Source organism: Actinopolymorpha sp. B9G3, from assembly GCF_040120725.1.
In the GTDB taxonomy this organism is placed as follows: domain Bacteria; phylum Actinomycetota; class Actinomycetes; order Propionibacteriales; family Actinopolymorphaceae; genus Thermasporomyces.
Genome location: NZ_JBEEAB010000035.1, coordinates 16,585 through 37,788 on the forward strand (window position 1 = coordinate 16,585; position 21,204 = coordinate 37,788).

General features: G+C 67.6%; 17 protein-coding genes. 11 read left to right on the forward strand and 6 right to left on the reverse strand.

What is annotated here, in order from left to right:
- Nucleotides 1-37 precede the first annotated feature (37 nt).
- The 10 genes from ABNF93_RS32615 to ABNF93_RS32660 all read left to right on the forward strand — a co-directional run bounded on the left by ABNF93_RS32615 (nucleotide 38) and on the right by ABNF93_RS32660 (nucleotide 15,274).
- The gene (locus ABNF93_RS32615) at nucleotides 38-1,321 is read left to right on the forward strand and encodes an enolase C-terminal domain-like protein (protein ID WP_349332121.1); all 1,284 of its coding nucleotides are present in this window, start codon (nucleotides 38-40) and stop codon (nucleotides 1,319-1,321) included.
- Between the two features lie 53 nt (nucleotides 1,322-1,374).
- Entirely contained in the window at nucleotides 1,375-3,207 is a 1,833-nt protein-coding gene (locus tag ABNF93_RS32620; protein ID WP_349332122.1) for an ABC transporter substrate-binding protein, read from the forward strand.
- Between the two features lie 317 nt (nucleotides 3,208-3,524).
- Nucleotides 3,525-4,925, forward strand: a complete 1,401-nt coding sequence (locus ABNF93_RS32625) for a DUF5005 domain-containing protein (protein WP_349332123.1) — start codon at nucleotides 3,525-3,527, stop codon at nucleotides 4,923-4,925.
- On the forward strand, nucleotides 4,922-5,353 hold the full coding sequence (locus ABNF93_RS32630; RefSeq protein WP_349332124.1) for a hypothetical protein: 432 nt from the start codon (nucleotides 4,922-4,924) through the stop codon (nucleotides 5,351-5,353). The genes ABNF93_RS32625 and ABNF93_RS32630 overlap by 4 nt, the downstream gene beginning before the upstream one ends.
- Nucleotides 5,354-5,408: 55 nt before the next feature.
- Nucleotides 5,409-6,257: a metallophosphoesterase family protein gene (locus ABNF93_RS32635; RefSeq protein ID WP_349332125.1), complete on the forward strand. Its 849-nt coding sequence runs from the start codon at nucleotides 5,409-5,411 to the stop codon at nucleotides 6,255-6,257.
- Between the two features lie 35 nt (nucleotides 6,258-6,292).
- Nucleotides 6,293-9,019, forward strand: a complete 2,727-nt coding sequence (locus tag ABNF93_RS32640; RefSeq protein ID WP_349332126.1) for an outer membrane protein assembly factor BamB family protein — start codon at nucleotides 6,293-6,295, stop codon at nucleotides 9,017-9,019.
- Entirely contained in the window at nucleotides 9,016-12,135 is a 3,120-nt protein-coding gene (locus tag ABNF93_RS32645; protein ID WP_349332127.1) for an alpha-mannosidase, read from the forward strand. The genes ABNF93_RS32640 and ABNF93_RS32645 overlap by 4 nt, the downstream gene beginning before the upstream one ends.
- A gap of 225 nt (nucleotides 12,136-12,360) precedes the next feature.
- Complete coding sequence (locus tag ABNF93_RS32650) at nucleotides 12,361-13,563, forward strand: glycoside hydrolase family 183 protein (protein ID WP_349332128.1); 1,203 nt, start codon at nucleotides 12,361-12,363, stop codon at nucleotides 13,561-13,563.
- Complete coding sequence (locus ABNF93_RS32655) at nucleotides 13,563-14,192, forward strand: cupin domain-containing protein (protein WP_349332129.1); 630 nt, start codon at nucleotides 13,563-13,565, stop codon at nucleotides 14,190-14,192. The genes ABNF93_RS32650 and ABNF93_RS32655 overlap by 1 nt, the downstream gene beginning before the upstream one ends.
- Before the next feature lie 5 nt (nucleotides 14,193-14,197).
- The gene (locus tag ABNF93_RS32660; protein ID WP_349332130.1) at nucleotides 14,198-15,274 is read left to right on the forward strand and encodes a Gfo/Idh/MocA family protein; all 1,077 of its coding nucleotides are present in this window, start codon (nucleotides 14,198-14,200) and stop codon (nucleotides 15,272-15,274) included.
- Nucleotides 15,275-15,283: 9 nt separating this feature from the next.
- On the opposite strand, the gene ABNF93_RS32665 is transcribed toward ABNF93_RS32660, so the two are convergent.
- Nucleotides 15,284-15,979 (reverse strand): SGNH/GDSL hydrolase family protein, encoded by a 696-nt coding sequence (locus ABNF93_RS32665; protein ID WP_349332131.1) that lies wholly within the window; start codon nucleotides 15,977-15,979, stop codon nucleotides 15,284-15,286.
- A gap of 14 nt (nucleotides 15,980-15,993) precedes the next feature.
- Between ABNF93_RS32665 and ABNF93_RS32670 the strand changes: the two genes are divergently transcribed.
- A complete protein-coding gene (locus ABNF93_RS32670; protein ID WP_349332132.1) occupies nucleotides 15,994-17,094 on the forward strand; it encodes a DUF5005 domain-containing protein in 1,101 nt (366 codons plus the stop codon).
- Between the two features lie 10 nt (nucleotides 17,095-17,104).
- Here the strand turns inward: ABNF93_RS32670 and ABNF93_RS32675 are convergent, their stop codons facing one another.
- The 5 genes from ABNF93_RS32675 to ABNF93_RS35125 all read right to left on the reverse strand — a co-directional run bounded on the left by ABNF93_RS32675 (nucleotide 17,105) and on the right by ABNF93_RS35125 (nucleotide 21,187).
- On the reverse strand, nucleotides 17,105-17,905 hold the full coding sequence (locus ABNF93_RS32675; RefSeq protein WP_349332133.1) for a GntR family transcriptional regulator: 801 nt from the start codon (nucleotides 17,903-17,905) through the stop codon (nucleotides 17,105-17,107).
- A gap of 230 nt (nucleotides 17,906-18,135) precedes the next feature.
- Nucleotides 18,136-18,936 carry an SDR family NAD(P)-dependent oxidoreductase gene (locus ABNF93_RS32680; RefSeq protein WP_349332134.1) on the reverse strand — a complete coding sequence of 267 codons (801 nt, stop codon included), beginning with the start codon at nucleotides 18,934-18,936 and terminating at the stop codon, nucleotides 18,136-18,138.
- 2 nt (nucleotides 18,937-18,938) lie between these two features.
- Nucleotides 18,939-19,712 carry an RraA family protein gene (locus ABNF93_RS32685; protein ID WP_349332135.1) on the reverse strand — a complete coding sequence of 258 codons (774 nt, stop codon included), beginning with the start codon at nucleotides 19,710-19,712 and terminating at the stop codon, nucleotides 18,939-18,941.
- A 2-nt stretch (nucleotides 19,713-19,714) separates the two neighbouring features.
- Nucleotides 19,715-20,710 (reverse strand): mannonate dehydratase, encoded by a 996-nt coding sequence (locus ABNF93_RS32690; RefSeq protein WP_349332136.1) that lies wholly within the window; start codon nucleotides 20,708-20,710, stop codon nucleotides 19,715-19,717.
- 192 nt (nucleotides 20,711-20,902) lie between these two features.
- Complete coding sequence (locus tag ABNF93_RS35125) at nucleotides 20,903-21,187, reverse strand: helix-turn-helix transcriptional regulator (protein WP_502877667.1); 285 nt, start codon at nucleotides 21,185-21,187, stop codon at nucleotides 20,903-20,905.
- Nucleotides 21,188-21,204 lie beyond the last annotated feature (17 nt).

The window sequence follows — 21,204 nt, forward strand, 5'->3', positions numbered from 1 at the left end:
CGTCAGGAGTGCGGAAATCGTGGAGAGTGAGTAGCCGTTGAAGATCACCGACCTGCGGGCCACCACGATCACCGTCCCACTGGAAGCGCCGCTCCGCCACTCCAATGGCGCGCACTGGGGCCGGTTCGTGCGTACGATCATCGAAGTCGACACCGACGAGGGGATCACCGGTCTCGGCGAGATGGGCGGTGGCGGCCAGCCCGCCGACTTCGACGGGCTGAAGCCGTATCTCGTCGGGCACGATCCGTTCGAACTGGAGGCCCTGCGGTTCAAGATCGCCAATCCCACGGCGTCGCTCTACAACAACCGCTCCCAACTGCTGGCCGCGATCGAGTTCGCCTGTCTCGACCTCTGCGGCAAGGCGCTCGGTGTCCCGGTGCACAACCTGCTCGGCGGGAAGATCCGCGACAAGGTGCCGTTCGCGAGTTATCTGTTCTTCCGGTACGCACATCCGGTGACGGGTGCCGGGGAGATCTTCAGCCCGGACGGACTGGTCCAGCATGCCAAGGAACTCAAGGAGAGGTACGGATTCGCCACCCACAAGCTGAAGGGCGGCGTGTTCGAACCCGCCCATGAGCTGGCGTGCTTTCGGGCGCTGGCCGAGGCGTTTCCGGGGGACCGGGTCCGCTACGACCCCAACAGCGTGCTGTCGGTGGACGAGGCGATCAGGTTCGGGCGGGCGATCGAGGATCTCGACAACGACTACTACGAAGACCCGACGTGGGGCCTGCACGGCATGCGCCAGGTGCGGGACGCGGTGGCGATTCCCCTTGCCACCAATGCGGTCGTCGTCAACTTCGAGCAGCTCGCCACGAACCTGCGCGATCCGGCGGTCGACACGATCCTGCTGGACACGACGTTCTGGGGTGGAATCCGCGCCTGCATCAAGGCGGCGGGCGTCTGCGAGACGTTCCAACAGCAGATCTGCGTCCACTCCTCCGGTGAACTGGGTATCCAGCTCGCCACCATGCTCCATCTCGGCGCGGTCCTGCCGACGCTCACGTTCGCGGCGGACGCGCACTACCACCACCTCGTCGATGACATCATCGTGGGCGGCAAGATGACCTACCACGATGGCGCGATCGCGGTGCCCACCGGACCAGGCCTGGGTGTCGAGCTCGACCGCGACCGACTGGAGCACTACGCCGAACTCTTCCGTCGGCTCGGTAGCTATGCCTACGACCGCGACGCGCTGCGCCCGGGCTGGTTCCCCCTCATTCCCAACAGCTCCTGGGCGCGGCCGGAAGCTGCGGACACCTCCTCCATCCCCGGGCTGGCCGAACTCTCGGACCTTCCGCCAGCGCCACCGTCCACCACCTGACCAGGCGTCGCCCGAGGGCGTCGTCACCACGCGATCTTGCAAGGAGACTAGTAATGACTGTGGAACGCATCGCCGGCACGGGGGACGAGAGGTTCGAAGGCATCACCCGCCGCGGCTTCCTCCATCGCGGTGCCGCCGCCGGCGTCGCACTGAGCGGGGTGGCGGGACTGCTCGCCGCCTGCGAGGGCGCCGGGCCCTCGCCGGGAACCGGCGCGGTCGACAAGGACGATCCGCGCGCCAAGGTCGTGATCTGGGACATGGCAAGCCGGGTGCAGTCGCCGGACCTGTGGAACCCCATCGTGCCGGGCATGCGGGACGACAACGGGTTCGAGTCCGCGCTCATGGAGCCGCTGTTCATCCTCAACTACGAAACCGGTGAGATCGAACCCTGGCTCGGCGAGTCGCTGACTCCCAACGACACTCTGGACGTCTGGACGCTGAAGATCCGGGACGGCGTGAAGTGGTCCGACGGGGAGGACTACGACGCCGATGACGTCGTTTTCACGATCACGCTGCTCAAGGACGGCCCGCCGGAGCTGAGCAACGCGGCTGCCATGAACGAGTGGGTGAAGGCGGTGGTGAAGCTCGACAAGCTGACGGTGGAATTCACCCTGACGAAGCCAAATCCGAGGTTCCAGCTCGACTACTTCTCGGTCAAGATCTTCCGCAATGTGCCCATCCTTCCCGAGCACATCTGGCGGGGCAAGGATGCCTTGACGTTCAAGAACTACGATCCGGAGAAGGGCTGGCCGGTCTTCACCGGGCCGTACAAACTCGCCAGCACCAGTCCGACGAAGTGCGCCTGGGAACGTGACCCGAACTGGTGGGGTGTCAAGGCCAAGTTCAAGCCGTTGCCCAAACCGGAGCGGCTGGAGTTCGTCGTCGCCGAGACCGAGGAGGTCCGGGTCGCCAGGGCGACCAACAACGAGGTCGACGTCCTCGACGACATCACGACTGGTGCCTATGAGAGCCTGCACGGCCGCAACGAAGCCTTCGTCGCTTGGAATCCCGAGAAGCCTTATTCCTGGGCCGATCCGTGCACCCGACTGCTGTCAATGAACAACACCGTCCCGCCCTGGGACGACCGAGACATGCGGTGGGCGGTCAACTTCGCCGTTGACAAGGACGAGATCGTTCGGATCGCGTACGAAGGGTCGACGACGAAGGCGCCGATCTTCTTCCCACCATACAAAGGACTCAACGACTACGTCGACCTACTCGAGGCCGAAGGGCTCTTCGAGGAGTTCCCGATCATGCGTCATGACCCGGACAAGGCACGCGAGACGATTGAGTCCAAGGGCTACACGGCCGATGGTGACGGGTTCTATCGCAAGGACGGAAAGCCGCTGCGTATGCGGATCGACGTACCAAGCGAGGGGACAGAGCTGTCGCGGTACGCCGAGGTCATCGGCGAACAGTTGCAGGCGATCGGGATCGATGCGACGGTCCGTAAGCTCGCATTCGGCATCTTCGCCGACAACCTGTCGAAGGGAAAGTTCGAGGCGGCGGCCGACTTCTTCGCCTGCGGCTCGGTGAGCGAACCGTGGTATTCGATGAATCTCTTCCACGAACGCAACGTAGCGCCGGTCGGCACGGACTCGGCCGGCAACAGCGTGCGCTGGAAGAACTCGGTTTACAGCAAGAATGTCGATGCCATGGCAGGGCTGCCGCTGGGCGACCCGCGGATCGACGCGCCGTTCATCGCGGCGGCACGGGAGTGGCTCCGCGATCTGCCGTTCTTTCCGGCGGCACACGCGAAGAAGCTGTACAGCTTCAATACCCGCTACTGGGTCGGATGGCCGAGCATCGACGACCCCTACATCCACCCGCCGACGGTGTGGAACTCCAGCCACCGCATCATCCACAACCTCCGCCCCGCGACGTAGGCGGCACTTGCCCCTTGAGGCGGACCTATGGGATGAGAGCGCCCACGCTACAACGGCCTGTGTGAGAGCGCGCTTGCCGCGACGGCCCATTCGTTGAGGGTGCCCTCGAGGCGAACTTTTTGGATGAGGGGCGCCCTCATCCAACAGAGTGGGCCGCGGCACTCCAGGGCTTGTTCGCCTCCCACGTGCAACCAATGTGGACGGATCACTGGCCTTTCGGCGTACTGCCATACTAGTCTACTGCCTTATTGCACGGGATGGCCTTGCCCTGGAATCGGACGTGGTCGTAGCCGCGGCCCGGAGGAGGGAGTGGCGTGATGCGCGGACCGTATCGACTCCGCTCGGGGGTTCTTGTCTCTGTCGTGGTGGTTCCGCTCATCGGGTTCACCTCGGTGGCTGCAGCCACAAGCCCGTCAGCACAGGGGCGCTCGGATCTGATCGCCGGAAATCACGCGGACGCCGCTCCCGCGGCTGCGCACGCTGGTGGACCCGCTGACGGGCCCCGTGGTGGGCCCGCGCCTGCGCACGCTGGACCGACCGACGCGTCGTCGAACGGGTGGCCGACGCACTGCCTCGACCGCGTACCCAGGTCACCGGCCGACTATCAGGAAGTCTTCGACCACCGCACCGACGGCTGGGCGGGCGCTGATGGCGCTGGCCCGATCAAGCTGCCCGACGGTCGGGTGCTGTGGATGTTCGGCGACACCCTGGCGGGCCAGGTCGACGAGAACAACGCCCTGCGTCCCGGCTGGAACATGCCGCACAACAGCTTCCAGCTCCAGGACGGCAGGTGCTTCACGCCGCTGATCGGCGGTACGCAGGACAACCCGTCGTCGTACATGCCCGACGAGGACGGGATGGTCTTCTGGCCGGCCGGCGGCTACGTCGACCAGAGCGTCGAGCCGGCCGTCCTGCGGATGGTCTCGACCGGGATCTGTATCGAACCCGACGGCTGGCGGGCCTGCGAGATGCGGGTGCACACGATGTCCCTTCCGGACCTCGAGGTGATGTCGGTCGACCCGGTGCCGTTCGACGCCACCGTTCCCGACATGCCGGCGTTCGGGTTCTGGGTGTTCCACGACAAGGGAATGGTCTACCTCTACGGCCCGGGCGGCGGCTTCCAGGCCGGCGGCCCGAGCGAGGACGGACAGTATCCGCCCGGCATCTATCTCGCTCGCGTCAGGGCGGAGCGGCTGGTCGACGGTCCCTGGGAGTACTGGACCGGGTCCGGACCGAAGCCCTGGTCGCGCGATGTCGGCAAGGCCGACGCACTGTCGTTCGACGAGCCCGCCAACCCCAGAGACCTGTCCATTGGCGGCGTCGTCCGCTGGGGCGCGGGCTACCTGCTGACCGGCAAGATGGGCTATCTCTGGGTCTTCGGCACCGAGGTCTACGGCTGGTACTCCGAGAGCCCCGCCGGACCCTGGAAGGTCGTCCGCGTCGACGGTGAGCCCGCCGACCTGGTGCCCGAGGACGTGTCGTTCCCGCAGGGGCGCTGGATCTACGGCGGTTTCCTCGTCACGAACGTTCCTGGCACGTCGCCGCGCAAGCCCATGGTCGTCTTCAGTACGAACGGCCTCGGCTGCGACGGCGAGGAGTTCCCGTGCACGCCGGACAACGACATCGGGCTGAACGTCCTGCTCTACGGCCCGCACCTGTACACGCCACGCAATCTGCCGCCGTGGACAGGCCCGAAGGCCACTGAGGACGACTCATGACCCAGCCCACCATCGAGCACCTGGTCACGACCTGCCAGCTCGGCGACATCGGCGCACCGTCGGAGACGCATGTATTCGTGGCACCGTTCCCGTGTCGCCTCGCTGCTGGCGGCCTCGTCACCACGAACGACGTCATGGAATCGGAGGAGTCCTTCCTCGAGGTGAGCCTGATCGGGCGGCGCTTCGGCGACGAGCGGCAGATCGTGACCAAGACGACGAAGGTCGAGACCGGTGAGGAGATCAGCGCCGGCACCTACTGGCACTTCGACGTCTGTGAATGGGATCGCGAGGCGCGCCACCTCGCGACAGGTGCGGTCGTGTCGCTTCGGGTACGGCCGGGAGGCCGCGAGACCGGCGACCAGGACGACAGGCCCGCCGTACCGGCGTTGACCGGGGTCCTCGTCGCCCTGCGCCACGAACCGACCTGACGCACGCGCCCACACCTCGTGCGTACGAACGAACGACCATGAAGGGCTGAGGCCGATGCCGACCAAGGCGTATCTCCCGCCACCGGAGTCGACGGTGCACCTCATCGGTGATGTTCACATCGGCGGCATCTCACCAGAGCGTTGTCAAGCGGTCCTTGACGACCTCGACAAGGAGATGGTCCCCACGACCGTCGCGCACGTGCAGCTCGGCGATATGACCGACCTGGGTACGCCCGAACAGGACGCACTCGCCCTGGAGTGGCTCAAGCAGCTCGACGCCCCGTGGTACAACGTGCTCGGCAACCACGACAACTTCTGGCGCGACGCGTCGGAGTGGGCGGCGGTCTACGGCTGGCCGTCACAGAACTACACCGCCGACCTGGGATTCGCCAAGCTGATCGCCGTCGGACCCGGCGAACCATCGTGGGGCAAGCTGCTCCGACTCTCCGACGACACGCTTGCCTGGCTCGACAACGAGCTCACCCACGCGCGCGGCACCGACTGCCTCATCGCCTGCCACGCCCCGCTCGCCGAGACGGTTCTCGGCGACGACGAGATCCACTACACCTCGCGCACGCCGGGCTTCCAGATCCACGACAACGCGGCGATCCTCGAGGTCCTCGCCGCACACGACAACGCCACGGCGTGGATCTCCGGCCACACCCACTCGCCGATCGATGTGCCCGGCCTCGTGACCACCAGGGTCCTCGGCGGCCACACGCTCGTGGCGATCAACACCTCCGCGCTCTACTACGTCGGCAAGCGCATCACCTGGACCGCCCCGCTGATCACGCTCTACCTCACCTGGCTGGGTGACCGGGCGCAGGTCCGGTTCCGCAACCACGGCGCAGGTGTCTGGGACGGCCCACACGGCCTGCGCGTCATCGACATCGACCTGTCCTGAGTGCACCGTCCGGTGCGTACGAGAAGGGGCTTTCCATGGAACCACTTCCTGAGCTGAACCGGCGCCGCCTCCTCCAGGCCGCCGGACTGGTCGCCGCGTCGGCATCGATCGAGGCGTTCGTCGGCCTGCCGCCAGCGAGCGCAGCGCCGGCGTCGCGCCAACGCCGGGCCGTCGCCCCAGGCAAGGCGCTGGTGTGGGGTCACGTCTTCGCCGACGCCAACCACAACGACACTCTCGACCCTGGTGAGCGCGGCATCGCAGACGTCGCAGTATCCGACGGTCTGACGATCGCCGTGACCGGCGCCGACGGCCGCTATGAGTTGGAGGTCGACCCGGCCCGTCGTAGCACCGGCCTCGTATTCGTCAGCGTTCCGTCCGGCTGGGCGGCTCCACCCGACGCCGGCATGATCCCGACGTTCTACCGCCAGGTCACCCTCGCCGTGGGCGGCGAGCATCGGGTCGATTTCGCCCTTCGCCGCGACCCTGCCGCCGACGACCGTGACTACCGCTTCCTCGCGGTGAGTGATCCCCACGTACGTCCCGACCAGGGTTTCGGGTTTCCGTTCGACCCCGATCCGCTCGGCCGTTGGAAGGGCCAGGTCGGCCAGTTCAACGACCTGATGGCCGACGCCGTCGCTTCACACGGCCGCGACAGCGCTCCGCGCTTCCTCTGTCTGACGGGTGACGAGACCGAGTGGGGGCTCGCGACGGAGTTCGAGTCGTTCCGCACCGGGACCGCCGGCAGTGCCGTGCCGGTGTGGCCCGTCGTCGGCAACCACGAGTATCCGCTGGCCTGGTGGACCGATCCCGACTGGACGTACGACTGGCTGGTCGACGGCTATCGCAAGGCGCTCGGCCCGGAGTGGTACTCCTTCGGCTACGGCCGGCAGCATTTCGTCGCGCTCGACAACATGGTCGGCTCCGGTCAGGACGAGCAGCTCACCTGGCTGAAGGCCGACCTCGCGCTGCACGGGCGGGGGCGCGAGGTGGTGGTGATGTTCCATGCGCCGCTGCCGGAGCTCGACTGGTGGATCGAGCGCTACTACCCCGAGCACGCGCCGGTCGCGCAGGCGTACCTCGACGTGCTGAAGCCCTACGACGTACGCCTGGTCCTGTCCGGCCACGCTCACGTCAACCGGGTCGACACCCGGATCCTCCACGGCATCCCGCACGTCAACACCACCTCGTCCTACTACAGCCTCGATCAGACCCCGCTCGGCTTCCGCGTGGTCGACCTGAGGCCTCGCCCGGTCGAGGCGCCATACCGGATGTACGGGGTCCGCAACGCCCTTACCCTCGTCCATCCAGGTCCGGGCACGAGCGTGCCGCGCGGCACTCTCACCGCGCAGGCGAGCGCGTACAACACCACGTGTCTGGTGAGTGCGGCCCGCTACCGCGTCGACGGCGGCCAGTGGCAGCCGATGAAGGTCACCGGCGCGCGCACCTGGACCGCGCCGCTGCCGGCTCTGCCGCTCGGCGCCCACGCCTGGCAGGTGGAGGCGAGCGACGAGCGCGGGAGGACGTGGAGCCGCGAGGCGGAGTTCACCGTCGTGCCGGCCAACGTGGTCGAGACGCCCCGGTCGGACACCCCGTGGGCGCAGTTCCACGCCGGCGCGGGCCGCGGTGGGCACACCCCTGATGTCGTACGCCCTCCGCTGCGGCTCGCGTGGAGCCATCCCACGGGCGGGACGATCCTGTCCGGTTCGCCGACCGTTGCGGGGGACACCGCCTACATCGGCGTACGCAACGAAGACGGTGTGGACGGCTGCGGCGTTGTCGCGGTCGACCTCGCGACCGGAGCGCGGAAGTGGCGGTCGAAGGCGGACAGCCTGGTGGAGGGCGCGCCAGCGATCGCGGGCGGACTGGTCCTCACCACCTCGCTCTCCGGCACGCTGCAGGCACTCGACGCGCACGACGGCGAGGTCCGCTGGCAGCACCAGGTCGACGACGGCGACCCGATGGCCTACGCCTCCGCCTACTGTTCCCTCGCGGTGGCCGACGGCGTCGTGCTCCATGCGTACAACGTCAACGGGGGTGGGCGGTCGGCGATCGTGGCCCGCGACGTGGCCACCGGAGACGAGCGGTGGACCTTCCGCAACGACTTCTTCTTCACAGCCACCGACCACCGGCCGGTCGCTGTCGGCGACGGCCGGGTCTATGTCAACCCCGGCTTCGGCTTTCCGTGGGCGATCGACCTCGCGACGGGCAAGCTGACCTGGACGGGCAAGCTCACCCTGCCGCCCGGCGACAACGCGGTGTCGGCCGGCCAGGGCCCGTGCGTCTACGCCGACGGCCTCGTGCTGACGATCCTTCGGGACGCGAAATCGAAGTCGTCGAACGCGGTCGAGGCGTTCGACGCGGCCACCGGCGAGGAACGGTGGCGGCACATCGGCCCGACCAAGTGCCTGGTCGCCAGCAACGTCGACGGTACGGCCCCGGCGGTGGCGGGGGACACGGCCTTCGCATCGCTGCCAAGCGGGGCCGTCGTCGCGCTGGAGCTGACGAGCGGGGCGTTGCGCTGGCAGGCCGATCTCGGCACCGCGCTGCTGTCCTCACCCGCGGTGTCGGGGGACTGCCTGTACGTCGGTGGCAACGACGGCCGGCTGTACGCCCTGGACACCAGATCGGGCGAGGTGCTCTGGAGCTATGACCTGGGCTCGTGGGTCGCCAGCTCGCCGGCCGCCTCCGGCAACACGGTCCTGGTCGGCGCCTGGGACGGCAACCTGTATGCGTTCACGGCCGAAGGAGGGTCTCCACGATGACTGTCAAGGACGCGTTGACGCGGTTGCGGACGGCGGCGGACACGGCCGGTTCGGGGTGGTCCCCGGCGGTTTGGCGGGTGCCGGAGGAAGACGGGGAAGTACGCGACATCGAACGCCTCGGCCAGCTGGATCTGCGCGACGGCGAAATCCGGATCGCCCGGTGCTCACTCGACCTGCCGGCGACCCTGCACGGCGTCGACCTGCTCGGGGACACGCTGGAGATGACCGTCACCAGCATCTATCCGATCGAGGTCACCGCGGGCGGCACCGTACTGGTCAAGGAGTCGGTCCCTCCCGTCGCGACGGGGCCGGCCCTCGTCGATGTGGTACCCGCGATCCGGGAAGGCGGCAACGGCGAGCTGGAGGTGGCCATCACGGCACTCGAGGGGCAGGCCGGCGCCTTCGTGACCTGGTTGGGCCTGTCCTTCACGACGCCGCGACTGCGGGCGCGTCGTGACACGCTGGACCTCGCGTGGGCGCGGCTCCACCTTGCCGATGAACTGGCCGCAACCGCAGAGGAGCGCCGAGCGGTGGAGGCGTCGGCTGCACTTGTCCCGGTGGAGCTGCTCGACACCGAAGAGACGGATCTTGCCACGGCCCTCGACGCGATGGCCACAGCACTCGTACCTGTCGCCGAGCGGGTCGCCGCGATCGACGTCCACGTCATCGGGCACTGCCACATCGACCTCGCCTGGCTCTGGTCGTGGGACGACGCCCGCGAGGTGATCAAGCGCGACATCCGCAGCGTGCTGGCGATCATGCGCGACTACCCCGAGGTGACCTTCACCCACAGCCAACCCGCGGGCTACGAAGTAGTCCGGACCGAGGAGCCCGAGCTGTTCGCCCAGATCGTCTCCTACGTACGCCAGGGCCGCTGGGAACCCGCCACCACCCAGTGGGTCGAGGGTGACACCAACCTGGCGTCCGGTGAGGCGATGGCGAGCCAACTGCTCGAAGGAGTGACCTTCACCCGCGAGCACCTCGGCGTGAGCCCGAAGGTCTTCCTCGCGCCCGACACATTCGGACACTCCGCCAATCTGCCGCAACTCGCCGTGGACGCCGGCGCCCAGGTCTACTACCACCACCGGTGCAACCCGGGCGCGGAGTCCGGCCGGCGCTGGCCGGCGTACTGGTGGGAAGGCGTCGACGGGACCCGGATCCTCGCCTGCTCGACCGACAGCTACAACGGCAACCTGAGCGCGGGCGCGATCGCCCGGGCCACGGCCGAGGCGGCCGCGGCCGGCCTGCCGGCGGCGCTGCTCTTCGTCGGGGTCGGCGACCATGGTGGCGGCCCGACCCGGCAGGGCTACGACATCCTCCGGAGCCTCACGGGAACCTTCGGCCTGCCGACCGCGCGGTGTTCGACACTCCAGGCGTACGCCAGACAACTCGTGAGCGCCGGTGTCCAGCTGCCGGTGCACCGCGGCGAGTCGTCCACGATCTTCGAAGGCTGCTACACGAGCCACGTCGATGCCAAGCAGACCAACCGCGACGGCGAGAACCGGCTCGCGACCGCCGAGGCACTGACTGCGCTCGCGGGAATCCCCCGCGATCCCGCGCTCACGCAGGGCTGGCGGGACGTGTGCTTCCACCAGTTCCACGACATCCTCGACGGGTCGGCGATCGCCGAGGCGTACGTCAAGACCCGCGAGGACCACGCCCGGATCGTGCGGGAGACGGACGCCGTCATCGATCGGGCATTGGCCGTGCTGGCCGACGCCGCCCAGGAGGGCGCCGTGGTCGTCGCCAACCCGCTGGGCCACGACCGTGAAGACCTGGTGATCGTGCCGGGCGTGGCCGGCGACGTCGTCCGTCCAGTCCTGGTGGACCCCGGCGGTCGGCGTACGCCCGGGCAGCACACCGATGACGGGCTCGCCTTCGTGGCACGGGTTCCGGCGTACGGCACAACCACCTACCGCGTGACGGAGGCGACTGGAGACCAGTCGCCCCAGCCCGAGCTGTGGGACGGACCGGACCCTGCACTGGCAGTGCGGCAGGAGGGAGGCAGCGAAGAGGACCCGCGCTACCTCCGGATCGAGACACCCCACTTCCGTGTCGCCCTACGCAGGGACTGCGGGATCCTCACGTCGTTCGTCGACAAGCGAACTGGCCGCGACCTCGTGGCGTTCGGCATGCAGCGGATGAGCGACTACGGCGATACCGCGCGGCCCGACCTGGCGCTCAACGTGTTCCAGGTCGTGGACGAGCGGCCGCACTTCATGTCCTCGTGGCAGTACCAGGAGGTCGAGACCGAGCGCAGCTTGCTCGCCGGCGCGACCAGCGAGGTCCTGGAGGAAGGCCCCGTCCGCGTCGTGGTCGGCGTCACGCACGAGTTCCGGTCGTCGCGGATCGTCGAGCGGCTGTCGTTCTACCGCGACCTGCCGCGGGTCGACTTCGCCGTCGACGTCGACTGGCAGGAGCCCGGCGACGAGGACCATGGTGTGCCCAACCTCAAGCTGGCATTCACCCCGGACGTCGACGAGTGCGAGGCGTGGTTCGAGGCGCCGTACGCCGCCGTTCGCCGCCGGTCGAACGGCCAACAGGTCCCGGCTCTGCGCTGGGCCGACGTGGGCGGCGCCGCCTACGGCGTCGCCGTGCTGAACGACTCGACCTACGGCCACGACGTACTCGGCAGCCGGGTGCGGCTGACGCTGGTCCGCACATCGTACGTCCCCGACCCGCGCAGCGACCGCGGCCGTTACGCGTACCGGTTCGCATTCGTACCCCATCTCCGCTCATGGCGGGAGGCCGGCATCCCGCACCTGGCGGCCGGCTTCAACCAGCCCCTGGTCGCGCGTGTCGCGTCCGTGCATACGCCTGACACGGCAGAGACCACCCTCCCGGGTTGGCGGTTACGGGTGGAGCCCGCGGTAGGCGTGTCGAGCGTCGTACGCCTGGCAAGGACCGGCGTGGGCACGGTGGTGCGGATCGCGGAGACCTCGGGGCGGGCGGTCCGTACCACGGTCAGCGGCCTACCCGCGGGGGCGCAGGTGCGGGAGTCCGACCTGACCGAGACCCGCGGCCGGCCCATCGGCTCCGGGGGGACGGCGGTCGTCGACCTCCGGCCCTGGCAGGTCCGCACCCTGCTTGTCGACGCCGGCAGGCTGGAGCACTAGTATGGCACACCACGCACACGCACGCGAATGACCGCATCCCCCAGGTGAGGTGAGTCCATGGCGTCCGCACCCCGACCCAGGCGAAGGATCCGCTCGCTCGTGCTGGCTGGATGTACCGCCGGCGCGATCGGTCTCGTCGGGACAATGGCGTCGACCGCTGCCACGGCGGCACCGCGCCCCCCCGCCACGGAGGCGGGGACGTGGAGCGCAGCCGGGGAACTGGCCGTGAGCACCGCCGGCCGCGGCGATCGGGGGAGACCCGCCAGTCCGCTCACGCGACCACCCAGTGTCGTCGAGCTAGGCACACTGGAGCAGCCCGACCGCGGCAATCCGTCCTTCATCCGGGACGGTGGGATGAGCGGCCCGGTCGGTGGCAAGCTGCTGTGGCTCTTCGGCGATGCGATCAGCCCACACTTCGGCCTGGTCGACAACTCCGCGGCGCTCGGGCCGTCGCTGCCGGTGTCGGCGGCCGCCGACCTCACCCGGACGGACGAGCAGACCGATGCAGACGGCAATCCCGTCCCGTTCATCCCGATGACGGCGGCCGAACAGAACCCGCCGGAAGGTGACCGCTTCGCGCTGTGGGCCGGCAACCGGATCGTTCCCACCGCCGACGGCAGCGGTGATGCGTGGGTGTTCTTCCACCAACTCCAGATCCCCTGGGACTTCGACTCCCACCCGTGGTGGACGAGCGCCGGCATCGCCCGCATCCATGCGCCCGATGCCCGGCACCGCTATCCATACGTCACCCGCGACAACCCTGTGGCTTGCAATCCGACCTGCCTTTTCACCGCGCAGGTCGACCCGCACCAGTTCAACGGGACGGCGATCGTCGACGACGGTTATCTCTACCTGACCCACGCCGGCTCGAACCCGCCGTACGGCCGCCCGCTATTCGCCACCCGTGCCGACTTCTCTGCCCTCGATCGGCTGCTGACCGAGGGCGACGGGCCGGGCGACACAGAAACCGCGGCGCAGATCAAGGCACTGTTCCGCTACTGGAACGGCGGACCCGGCGCCGACCCCGCGTCCTGGGTGGACGACATGACGCAGGCCGCGTCGATGGTCGGCTTCGAAGAGGCATGGGGTGGCCATCACTCCATCTCGTGGAACGCCTATCTGAGCTCCTACATCGCCGTCTATCTCGACTGGGACCGCAAGCTGAAGATCCGCACCGCACCGACGTACGTGGGTCCGTGGTCCGCACCGATGGAGCTCTACGACACCGCTTCGGCGTGCACCGACAACGGCACGCTCAATCTCTACTCGGGTTGGGATCATCCTGACCTCGCCACCGCGAATGGCCGCTCCATCGTGGTCAGCTACTACTGCGGCAACTCCGTGGGCTCGAGCGTGCCTGCACAGGTGCATCTGCTCCGGGCAACCTTTCCTGAGCCGCATCGGCTCTCGAAGAACAAGGAGAAGTGATGCCGGTCCTCCACGGAGAGATGAGCCGACGACCGGAGTGGTGCGAACTCGAACACTTCGAGATCGTCACCATTCCACCGTCCGGCCGAGTCCTCTGGAACGCAGCCCACAAAGCCAACAAGGTTGTCTTCGTCGAGGGTGAGGGCAAGGTCGCCTTGACAACGGACATGCGCGCGGTGAGCCGCGGCGGCAGCCTCGACGTGTCGGCGGGCTCGTACGCCATCCACACCGAAGGTCCGGCGACTGTGGTCACACTCGGTGGGCACTGGGGAGAGGACTGCGGTGGTGCCGGAATTTTCGGCGTGCAGCGCGCCGACAAACCGGGAGACATCGGTGATCCCGTCACCTATCCCAAGCACACGGCGTTCGATCGGCACTATCACGACTGCGACGAGTACTGGATTCTCGTGTCCGGACGTGGGACGGCGTCGTCGGAGGATGTGCTGTACAGCGTCGGTCCAGGGGACTGCGTCGCCACCCGGATGGGTCACCACCACGACTTTCCACAGGTCGACGGTCCCGTCCTCGCCGTCTTCTTCGAGACGACGATGCGCGGTGCGAAGCGGCGCGGCCACCTGTGGGAGCACACGCACGGACCGGCAGTGCCGGCAACAGGAGAAGGTGAGTGAAGGACATGATCTATCGCGTGATCCAGGTCGGCACCGGTGGGATGGCCGGCTTCTGGTGCGGTGCGCTTCTGCCGCCGTTCGTCGCCGAGGGTCGGATCGAGGTGGTCGCGGCCGTCGATGTCAACCCTGACGTGCTTCCCAACGCCCAGAAGGGGCTTGGCCTGGGTGCGGACCGCTGCTACACGGATCTGGCCAAGGCACTCGAGGACCACCCTGCCGACTTCTGCACCATCGTCGTACCCCCCGCGTTCCACGAGGACGTCGTCGACGCCGCCCTTGAGCACGACCTGCACATCCTGTCGGAGAAGCCGATCGCCGACACGCTCGCGGGCAGTGCCCGCATCGCGCACAAGGTCGAGCGGGCAGGCAAGAAGATGTCGCTCACGATGAGCCACCGGTTCGATCAGGACAAGACGACGTTGCGGGAGGAGCTTCGGGCCGAACGCAACGGCCAGCTGGACTATCTCGTCGGCCGGTTCACCTCGGCAAACCGCAAGCGCGATTCCTGGGGCGTCTTCCGGCACCAGATGGCGGACCCCCTGATGATCGAAGGTGCCATCCACCACCTCGACATCCTGGTCGACCTCGCCGGTGGCCGGTGCACGCGTGTCTCCGCCAAGACCTGGAACCCCACCTGGGGTGAGTACGACGGCGACTCACAGGGCCTTGTGCTGTTGGAGTTCGACAACGGCGTTCATGCCTTCTACGAAGGTACGAAGAGCAATGCTGTCGGACTTAACGGCTGGGGCCACGAGTACGTCCGGGCCGAGTGTGAGAACGCCACCCTGGTGATGAACCGGCGCAAGGTCTCGCGCTACACACCGGAGGGAGCGGTGGGAGCGGCACCGACCGACGGGCCGCGCCCGGATCCCGTCCCCCTGCTGGAGCGGCCACGTTGGGGGCACTTCACGTTGATCGAGGATTTCCTCGACTGGCTCGACGGTGGACCGGCCGCACCGACCGCAGTCGATGTGAATCTCCACTCGACCGCGGTAATGTTCGCGGCGATCGAGAGCAGTCGACGTCGCCAGGCCGTCGACGTGGCGGAGCTTCTCGGCGAGGTGCAGTCGCAGCTGTCCTGAGGACCGGCGTTACCAGCCGATGACGTCGAGCAGGGCGTGGGCGATGACGAGGTGGCCGGACGGGGTGGGGTGGACCGGCTCGATGCCGATCTCGTCCAAGGGCCGGAACCTCAGCTGTTCCTGGAAAGCCTCGTGCGTACGCACATGCAAAGTGCGGAACTCCTTGACGAGATCGCGGATGATCGTTCGGTAGTCGGCCAGCAGGTCGAGCGTCCGCTGCTGCAGATGGCCCGGCTCGTCCTCGGGCCACATGTAGAACGGTTCGAGCAGGACGATCCGTACATCCGCCGCCTTCGTGCGGGTGAGGATGTCGCGGCAATTGCGTTCGTACGCCTCGGGAGGTACGGCCAGCTCGTGGTCGGCGATGGTGAGATTGCAGTCGTTGATGCCGATCATGACCGTGACCCAGTCCGGCCGGCGTGCGAGGACCTGCTCGTCCCACAGCTCGACCAGGTCGACGCTGGTGATCCCGCCGATGCCGGTGTTGTGCACCTGCAGGCCGTTGTCCGGATAGCGGGCATCGATGAGGCCGACGGTGTTGCGCACGTAGCCCTCGCCGAGGAGCCGATCACCGATCTTGCCGATGTCGAGGGTACGTCCGGCGTCGGTGATGCTGTCACCGGCGAAGACGATGGACTGTCCCTGGGTGAAGACGAATGTCACGACGAGAGTCCCCTCCCGGGTCGCCAACCTGGAAGCTTGCATACTAGCATCACAGGATGAACGCGACAGATGCGTGGAACCTGACACCGCACAGCGGCCGGGCCTGGCCGGAGGCCGACAGGTTGTTTCGTACCGACCCGCACTGGGTCGGCGGCGACGGGTCGTACTCCCTCCAGGTCGGCAACGACCGGGTGGTCTGGATCTTCGCCGACACCTTCATCTCCCTTGCCGGCAAGGGGCGCCGGGAGTCCGGCGACGCGGTGATGATCAACAACTCCATCGGGGTCCAGCATGGACTCGATCCCACCTCCGCGCGCATGACGTTTCACTGGCGTACGTCGGACGACGGCCGGCCGTCGTCCGTGTTCGCCGACGACGGCGAGGGGTACTTCTGGCCGGGCAACGCCGTGCTGCTCGATGACCGGCTGCTGATCTTCCAGGCGCGGGTCCGCACGCCGAAGGGGACACCGGAGGAGCGGGCGAACTCCCTGCCGGTGTGGGGATTCGAGCAGTACGGCTGGGCCGCACTCATCGTCGACAATCCCTACGACGAACCGGACGACTGGCAGATCCAGTTCATAGGTGATGACCACCTCGAACCCGTCCACTCCCGGTTCGCGACAATGATCGGTTTCGGCGCAGTGTGGTGCGACGGCGACCACGTGTACGCCCATGCCGCCGCCCGTGACGTGGACAGAGGGCAGTACCTCGCCCGCTGGCGGGTCGCCGATGCCGCGGCGGGCCGGTTGCGCGATCTCGAGTGGTGGTGCGGGACCGACGATGGATGGCGTACGGAGCCGGAGGTGCCCGGGAAGCCCGCCTTGACGGTGGCGGAGCCACAGAGTGAGTTCACCGTCCACCGCGACGAGGCGACGGGCCAGCTGGTCTGGGTCCAGACGAACCGCCTCTATGGCGCCGACATCGTCCTACGCCACGGCCAGCGACCCGAAGGACCGTGGTCGGAGTTCGCCACTGTCTTCCACCCAGCCGAGGGCGACGGTGACGGCGGATTCGTCTACGGCGCCAAGGCCCACCCCGAACTGCGCGGCGCCGGTGACGATCTCGTGCTGACCTACAACAACAACTCCGAGCGGCCGACTGGCCTGATGGATCAGCCGGCGCTGTACTTCCCCACGTTCGTTCGGATCCCGCGCTGACTGCGGGTGCTCAGCGGCGGCGTCGAGACGCCGCCTTCGTGGCGGTCCGTTTGACTGGCCGCGGTACCGGCGCCTCCCTCACCTCGTCCTCCTCCTCCTCGTCGAGAACGAAGTAGTCGGGGTGCTCCTGCTCGAGCGGTTCGAGGATGTCCAGCGCGATCCGCAGATGGTGGCTCAGTACCTCGTCGGCCTTCTTGCGCTGCTTGGAGGTGACGAAGTCCACGATGGCGCGGTGTTGGGTGAGGAGTTCGCCGAGGATGGTCGGATCGGGCAGACTCAACATGCGTACCCGGTCCAGGTGCGCCTTCGCCGACGACACGATCGGCCACACGCGCGGGTGGCCGCCGATCTCCAGCAGAGTCCGGTGCAGGGCTTCGTCCGTGGCGAACCAATGGTGCAGGTCGCCCTTGCGTCCGGCCTCCTCCTGCTCGTCGAGCAGAGCGCGGAGGTAGGCCTCGTCGGTGGCGGTGATGTTCTTGATCGCGTGCGGAAGTGAGGCGCGTTCGAGGGTCTCGCGGATGAACTGGATCTCGATGACGTCGCGCACACTGATCCTGGAGACAAAAGTCCCTAGCTGGGGTGCGACCTCCACGAGGTTCTCGTCGGCGAGCCGGATCAGTGCTTCACGTACCGGGGTACGGCTCACGCTGTGTCGGGCGGCGAGCTCGTTCTCCGACAACGCCTGTCCAGGAAGAAGATCGAGGGAGACGATGGCCCTGCGGAGCAGCGCGTAGACCTGTGATCGCGTGCTTGCGCTGCGGAGCACGTCGAGCTGTGCCCGTCGGGGACTGCGCAGCGCCCGTCCGGCCATGAGGTCGAGCCACCTTTCCGCTGTACCGCGTTCTCCCCTGGCGATGGTAGAGCACCACACTGGGTGGCTCGCCGTCAGCCGGCTCGTCGCAGTGCCCCGCTCATCGCCTCGACGTCAAGACGATCTTGCCTCGCGCCAGCTGTGCGCGGGTGAGCACCGACGACCGACCAAGGCTTCGCTAGATGACCAATTCCAAGGGGAGTCGCCTGACTCGCGGCTCCCCGCGTCATCTAGTGCACCGTCAGAACGCCGCCCTGGCTGGCCGCCATCCCGCCATCCGCTGCGTACGTCGCGCCGGTGACGTAGGACGACGCTCTGCCGGCGAGGAACGCCACCACCTCGGCGATCTCCTCGGCCCGGGCGATCCGCGGTTGGGGCGTGTCCGGAAGATCGGCCGGCCGGTCGGGTTCGGCGGGCGGCTCCAGGGCTGGGGTCCGACCGGGATCGCTGGCTAGTAGCAGGGGAGTGTCGACGGGACCCGGTGCCACCGCGTTGACCCGGATCCGGTCGGATGCGTGATCCACCGCCATCGAACGCACCAGCGCGTCGACACCGGCCTTGCTCACCGAGTAGCCGAGCACCCGGCGGGCGGGAGCCCGGCCCTGCACCGAGGAGATGGCGACGATGGTGCCGCCGCCGCGCTCACGCAGGAGAGGGATGGCGAACTTCGCCGCCCGGTAGATGCCGGAGAGGTTGACGTCCAGGACGGCGTGCCAGTCCTCCTCGGTCGTGTCCTCCGCCGTGCCGTAGGTCTGGATTCCCGCGCTGCAGACGAGGATGTCGAGCCCACCATGGCGTTCGACCGCCTCGGACATCAGCCTGCGCATGTCGTCGGCCGAACGGACGTCGGCGACAACTCCGATCACGTTCACGCCTTCGACATCGGTCGCGGTCACCGTCCGCGGGTCGTGGCTGCAGTAGACCACCGACGCTCCACCGGCCGCGAGCCGGTCGACCACGGCCCGGCCGATGCCGGTCGATCCGCCGGTGACGACCGCGACCATCCCCTCGAAGTCTTTGACGTCTGGCATGTCTACAGCACCCCGAACTTGCGGTAGACCTCGTCGACAGACATGCCGGCAGCGATCTCCGCGCGCTCGGCGTTCTCCACCTCGTATGTCTCCTCCACCTGGAGGAGGACTTCGTCGACGTACGCCTCGGGGATGAGTTGCACTCCGTCGTTGTCGGCGAAGATGAAGTCGCCAGGGGTGACGCGGACGTAATGCGTGAGGTGTCCCCAGAGATAGATGGGCTTGTCGACGTCAGTGATGATCCATCCGCCAAAGGCGTTTGGCCGGGTGCCGAAGCTATAGACTGGGAAGTCCGGCATCTGTAGAACGTACTGGGTGTCCCGGCAGTTTCCGGCGAGCAACATTCCTCGGCACCCGTGCGCGTAGGCGAGCTGGCAGCTCATCTCGCCGAAGTGAGCCGGCTGCCGGTCGCCTCCGGTGTCGAAGCAGAGCACCGTGCCGTTCTCTCGCGACGCGACGGTACGCATCATCTGCTTCTGCGGATGGCCGCCCGCCGCTTCCCAGCGGGCCTCTTGCGCCATTGTCTCCTCGGGTGTCAGGTCCTGGTCGGCAAGGGAGTGCACCTTGACCGGCAGGGCCCGCCCGACCAACACCATGCCCTGGCGAAGGGGACGGAAGTCCGCGGAGAGGACGGTGTCGGTGACGCCGCACTTCCATAACGCGTCGGACACATTGCCGCCGTAGCCCGCGCGGCGGAACCGTTCGATGCGTTGGAGGTCGGTGACGTCGAGCCGGCGTGGGTCGGTGCGGGCATCTGGGTGGGACGTGGACGGCATGCCTACTCCTTGTCGCGGTTGTTCGTGGCGTCGATCAGCCCACGGACATAGCCGATCGCGAAGAGGCGACCGAGGGTTTCGTACCCCGGCTTTTCGTTGGACTCGCCCGCCATCGTCGGTACGTGGTCGACACGAAGGTAGCCGTCGAAACCGACGTCGGCATAGGTGCGCATCGCCGCTGCCATGTCCGTCTGGCCTTCGTCCTGGAACGTTTCGACGAACCTTGCCGGCCCGCCGAGGACATCACGGAAATGGACGAAGAAGATCCGCTTGGCGGCACCGAGCAACCGGATGGCGGCCGGGACATCGACCCCCATGGAGGAGACGGTTCCCTGGCAGAGGGTGACGCCATTGGCTGCACTCGGCACCAGGTCGATGACGCGCTTCATGGCCTCGGGAGAGGTGAGGATCCGGGCGATGCCGCGGATCGGTGAGATCGGCGGGTCGTCGGGGTGGACGGCGAGCTTCACGCCCACGCGTTCGGCGACGGGGACGACCCGCCGCAGGAAATAATGCATGTTCTCCCACAGCTCGTCCGCGGTCACTTCGCCCCAACGGGTGAGCGGTGCGTGAGCGAGCAGGGAGTGGTCGTAGCCGGTGACTAAGGCTCCGCCGCGGCCGGTCAGGTGCATCGACGTGCGTTGCCAGCTCAGTCCGGCCATCCAGTTGTGGCAGATGACCGCGATGCCGAGTCGGCCCATGTTCTCGATCAGCTGGCAGAAGTGGTCGATGTGGATGTCGCGGTCGGGTGCACCGAGCTTGATCGGCTCCTGGATGGCCGCGGGCGCGGACTCGATGACGCTCAGCTTTAAGCCCGCGTCGGCGAAGCGTTGCCGTAGTCGGAAGAGGTGGTCGAAATCCCACGGCGGTGGGTGTCCAGGACCTTCTGGCACGCTCGCGACCGCGTGGTCGACGCCGAGCTGGCGACACAGGTCCCACATCTGGGACCGCTCAGCTGGCAACGCGTCGGCGAGCTTGATCGATAACGGCACGGCCACGACTCTCCTTCAACGGGGAGAGGCGCCTCCCCAACAGCCTGTTCCACGCCATGCTAGTATACAACAATATGATCGTAGTCGACGTTCCGGCGGTGCGCCCGGTACCCGTTCCGCGTCAAGGTTCCTGGCAGGGTCGTACGTGATCCTGGTGTAAAGCACCTGCAGATCGTGCGCAGCGAGTTGGGCGAACGGTCAACGGCGAAGCTCTCCCGGCGATCTCCGCCACACTGACCTGATGTGCCGGCTGAGATGACTCGGCGAGTGGAACCCACAGCGCGCTGCGATAGCGACCAGCGGCAGGTCGGAGGTTTTCAGCAGGGTTACCGCGTGTGCGAGACGGATCTGTCGTAGTCGCGCGGTGGGCGACATCTTTCGTACGGTCTGGAAGTATGCACGAAGGGTGGAGGTCGACACCCCACCGCGCTCGTCGGGGAGAACTCCCGTGCGTTGCGACCGACTCCATCGGCGGGATCGCACCGTTGCGAGAGCATGGG

Excerpts from the sequence above, each read along its gene's own strand:
- ABNF93_RS32625 (WP_349332123.1), top strand. The coding sequence starts at position 3,525 with ATGCGCGGACCGTATCGACTCCGCTCGGGGGTTCTTGTCTCTGTCGTG.
- ABNF93_RS32680 (WP_349332134.1), bottom strand. The coding sequence starts at position 18,936 with ATGCCAGACGTCAAAGACTTCGAGGGGATGGTCGCGGTCGTCACCGGC.
- ABNF93_RS32655 (WP_349332129.1), top strand. The coding sequence starts at position 13,563 with ATGCCGGTCCTCCACGGAGAGATGAGCCGACGACCGGAGTGGTGCGAA.
- ABNF93_RS32665 (WP_349332131.1), bottom strand. The coding sequence starts at position 15,979 with ATGCAAGCTTCCAGGTTGGCGACCCGGGAGGGGACTCTCGTCGTGACA.
- ABNF93_RS32675 (WP_349332133.1), bottom strand. The coding sequence starts at position 17,905 with ATGGCCGGACGGGCGCTGCGCAGTCCCCGACGGGCACAGCTCGACGTG.
- ABNF93_RS32635 (WP_349332125.1), top strand. The coding sequence starts at position 5,409 with ATGCCGACCAAGGCGTATCTCCCGCCACCGGAGTCGACGGTGCACCTC.
- ABNF93_RS32640 (WP_349332126.1), top strand. The coding sequence starts at position 6,293 with ATGGAACCACTTCCTGAGCTGAACCGGCGCCGCCTCCTCCAGGCCGCC.
- ABNF93_RS32645 (WP_349332127.1), top strand. The coding sequence starts at position 9,016 with ATGACTGTCAAGGACGCGTTGACGCGGTTGCGGACGGCGGCGGACACG.
- ABNF93_RS32685 (WP_349332135.1), bottom strand. The coding sequence starts at position 19,712 with ATGCCGTCCACGTCCCACCCAGATGCCCGCACCGACCCACGCCGGCTC.
- ABNF93_RS32660 (WP_349332130.1), top strand. The coding sequence starts at position 14,198 with ATGATCTATCGCGTGATCCAGGTCGGCACCGGTGGGATGGCCGGCTTC.
- ABNF93_RS32630 (WP_349332124.1), top strand. The coding sequence starts at position 4,922 with ATGACCCAGCCCACCATCGAGCACCTGGTCACGACCTGCCAGCTCGGC.
- ABNF93_RS32620 (WP_349332122.1), top strand. The coding sequence starts at position 1,375 with ATGACTGTGGAACGCATCGCCGGCACGGGGGACGAGAGGTTCGAAGGC.
- ABNF93_RS32670 (WP_349332132.1), top strand. The coding sequence starts at position 15,994 with ATGAACGCGACAGATGCGTGGAACCTGACACCGCACAGCGGCCGGGCC.